This is a genomic window from Verrucomicrobiia bacterium (genome assembly GCA_035460805.1).
GTDB lineage: Bacteria > Patescibacteriota > UBA1384 > CAILIB01 > CAILIB01 > DATHWI01.
Window position 1 is genome coordinate 1 of sequence record DATHWI010000167.1, and the last position, 3,045, is coordinate 3,045.

Annotated in this window: 3 protein-coding genes; 1 reads left to right on the forward strand and 2 read right to left on the reverse strand. The window is 52.9% G+C overall.

What is annotated here, in order from left to right:
• Positions 1–240: 240 nt before the first annotated feature.
• Positions 241–1,122 carry a PKD domain-containing protein gene (locus VLA04_06840; protein HSI21371.1) on the forward strand — a complete coding sequence of 294 codons (882 nt, stop codon included), beginning with the start codon at positions 241–243 and terminating at the stop codon, positions 1,120–1,122.
• On the opposite strand, the gene VLA04_06845 is transcribed toward VLA04_06840, so the two are convergent.
• Complete coding sequence (locus VLA04_06845) at positions 1,030–1,578, reverse strand: hypothetical protein (GenBank protein HSI21372.1); 549 nt, start codon at positions 1,576–1,578, stop codon at positions 1,030–1,032. The two genes, VLA04_06840 and VLA04_06845, sit on opposite strands and share 93 nt — an antisense overlap.
• A partial coding sequence (locus tag VLA04_06850) for a ferric reductase-like transmembrane domain-containing protein (GenBank protein HSI21373.1) occupies positions 1,578–3,045 on the reverse strand: 1,468 nt, incomplete at its 5' end. The genes VLA04_06850 and VLA04_06845, both read right to left, overlap by 1 nt.

Consider the following 3,045-nt stretch of genomic DNA (forward strand, 5'->3'; position numbering starts at 1 on the left):
AAGTGGTATACGGGATGAGGGCTCAGTTCGACCACGCCTATACCTATTGAGCCGTAGGCGAAAGCGGGGTTAGCGCAACGCTTCTATGCCGCTTCGTTATGAAACGAAAGGCATAAGAAAGTGAGCGTCTTCCCGTTACCCGCAATATTCTCCGGCTAACCACTTCCCCTGTAGCATCCCCCAAATCTTTCTGTTAACCTAGCAAATGCTGGAATAACACCTTCTTAGGTGTCCATCATTATGAAATACACACGGCTCCTCATTGCCGTAGCAGCACTCCTCCTTTTCCCCGCTACCGCTGCTGCGCACTTACCAGGGCAACCTCCGTTCACCTTCGTGAATGGCGAAGCGGCACTCTATTACCCAGTCGGGTTTAGCTCGATGACCGATTTCGCCCTTCCCCAAGATGCGGCTCCAAAATCTTATCTAGTCCAAAGCGAACTCACGTTCAGCCTTGCTACTGATGCCCTTCCCCTCTTCCCAGAAGAACTGCCTTTTTATACCTTCCAGTGGGAAATGGGCGATGGCATAAAAGCCACTGGCACTGAGGTTAAGCACACGTACCAAACAATTGGCAGTAAGGTGATCACTATCACCAGTAAAGATACGCGTGCCACTGACCCGTCCCAACTTCTCAGTACCCTCTACATTAATATCGTCCCTGCAGCCGATTATAAGCTGCCCCAGCCCGCCCTTTCCGTAAACGGACGCGCCACTAAGGACCTCTATACCGACAGCCTCCTCACCGACTTCACTAAGCGGGTCACGCTGGATGCGTCAAAATCAACCGAAGGCTCGGCCCCTATCGCCTCCTACATGTGGGACCTAGGCAACAAGCAAGTGGCCAAAGATGCAAAGGTAAACGTTACTTACCAGTCCATCTTCAGCACGGTGCAGCCAGTTGTCCGCATCACCGATAAGAATGGCTTTTTTACGGATGCCACGGTCCAGCTGGAAAACAGCACGCTACCTGGGCCTAATACCGTATCTTCCACGCCACTCGTTACCCGGAACTGGATCCTTGGCGGGCTACTTGCCCTTCTTGCCCTCATTGCCGGTGCCACCGCCCTGTGGGTTGGTCACCTTCGCACGCGGACGACTGGCAAAAGCAAGCGCCCCTAGCGCAAGCACAGCCGCACATGTGCCTCCTACCCACACGTAAGCAGGCACATTTTTTGTAGTGCGCTCCCCCCGCCCAACCCGCACTGCGTACGACAAACTGAAGGGTTGAAAGTAACCTGGCTCCTGTGGAATGCCGATTACCACAATTTCATAGGCACCCCTCTCCGGCAGTGCATAGGAAAAAGTGCCGGAAGTACTACTTGCCTGCGTAAGCTCCCTACTCGCCAGTTCTGTATTGTTATGCCTGACAACTGCCGTGCACTGACAATGCGCAAACGAAAATTTATTGTCAGTATCTTGAAATTCGAAATAGAAACCCGATTCTTCCCCTGCAATAGGATCGTCAGAAGGGTTGATATGAAGTACGGCACCAATGGTGCGGTCTGTGGCCAGCTGGTGGGCAGATGCCACGCCTGGCATCAACAAAAAGATGGCAAGGAGAAGTACGTGCTTCATTACTGAACTTTTACGGTAAAGGGCACCACTATGTACGTACCATCGGGGGCAAACTCACCAAAGATGCGGTAGGTGCCTGGCTTAAGCGGGGCATAGAGTCCCATAGGGATAAACGAGACATCCGGCCCTGAACGGTCCTCTGGCTTTGGTGGCGTAGTCACTGCCGGATGGGCATGTACAAACTCGTACGTGTCCGTATTGATCATGGTGAGATGCCCAAAGGCACCCAAGTATGGTGCTAGGCTTGCCGGCTCTGCACCCTTAAAGACGCTAAACGTTATAGGCTGGGTACCGGCGGAGGCATCGGCAGTGCGCAGGTTGTCCGTTCCGGAGAGGCTAACCGTATAAGCATCAACGGTGCGGGATTGCGCAATGTCTGCCGTGAGGGCTTCCGCAACTGGCTGTGACGAAGGCGTGCCCACTACCACTGTTTGACCGACAATTTGCTCGGGTGCCTGGAAGGGATGGAAATTGAAGTACATCCTGTACGTACCTTCTTCCTTAAAGGTATGGGTCAGTTCAAATGAACCCTCCGCCGTAGTGGCGGGATGGAGATGCTCAAACGAGGTAAGGCCGTTGTTTACCACCACCATATGGAGAAACTTCTCATAGGCCTGGGTAAACTTGCTTACCTTCTGGCCAGTGATGGCGTTGTAGAACGTAATGGTCATGGCAACCGGTTGTCCAGGAACAGGTTTTACCGGATTACTCACGATATTCACCGTATACCGCGTGCTCATGTCATTCTTTTGCATACCTGGCATGACAAACGTATTCGCCGAGTGTTGCGTATGTACGGAAACCCCGTTTACTGGAGTGCCTGCATATGCGGCCAACGTGTATCCCGTCACAGCCACCGTACCCAGGGTAAAGATACCAATACGCGTCCCTTTGGGACGCACCCTGCGGTCCAGGCGAAGCGCTTCTAGTACAAAGAGGGCAAATACCAAAAGGAGCATGATGCGTGCCGGTGCGGAGCGAAGGTCCACAAAATGCGTGCCGATACTAAGTGCATGGAAGATAATAAGGAAGCCGGCTGTATACACTAAACGATGCAGACGCTTCCAAAGTGGGCCCAACTTTCTCACCATACTGTCGAAGGACGTGAGTGCCATAAGCCACAGGATACAGCTCGCAATGGCGGCCACCGTAATTGCCACTACGTAGCGCTGCTCAAGGTAGGGCAAACCCACCCAGCCACCAAGCTGTTTGTAGAAAGCAAAGTAAAGGTGGAGCGTTGAGAACATGACAACACTCACACCCATGGCCCGGCGGGCCTTAACAACCAACCCACGGTACGGAAGCTTAGGGAAACAATCGTACAGTGGGGTGATAAGCAGGGTAAGATAGAGTGTACCTACTGCAAGGAGGGCAAATGTTCGCACCAGCTTCCCGTAGTTAGGGAACTCGGTTCCCAGTCCATAGTGAATCCCAATTCCTATTGCCAGGACGGAGGCTGCAAGCAAA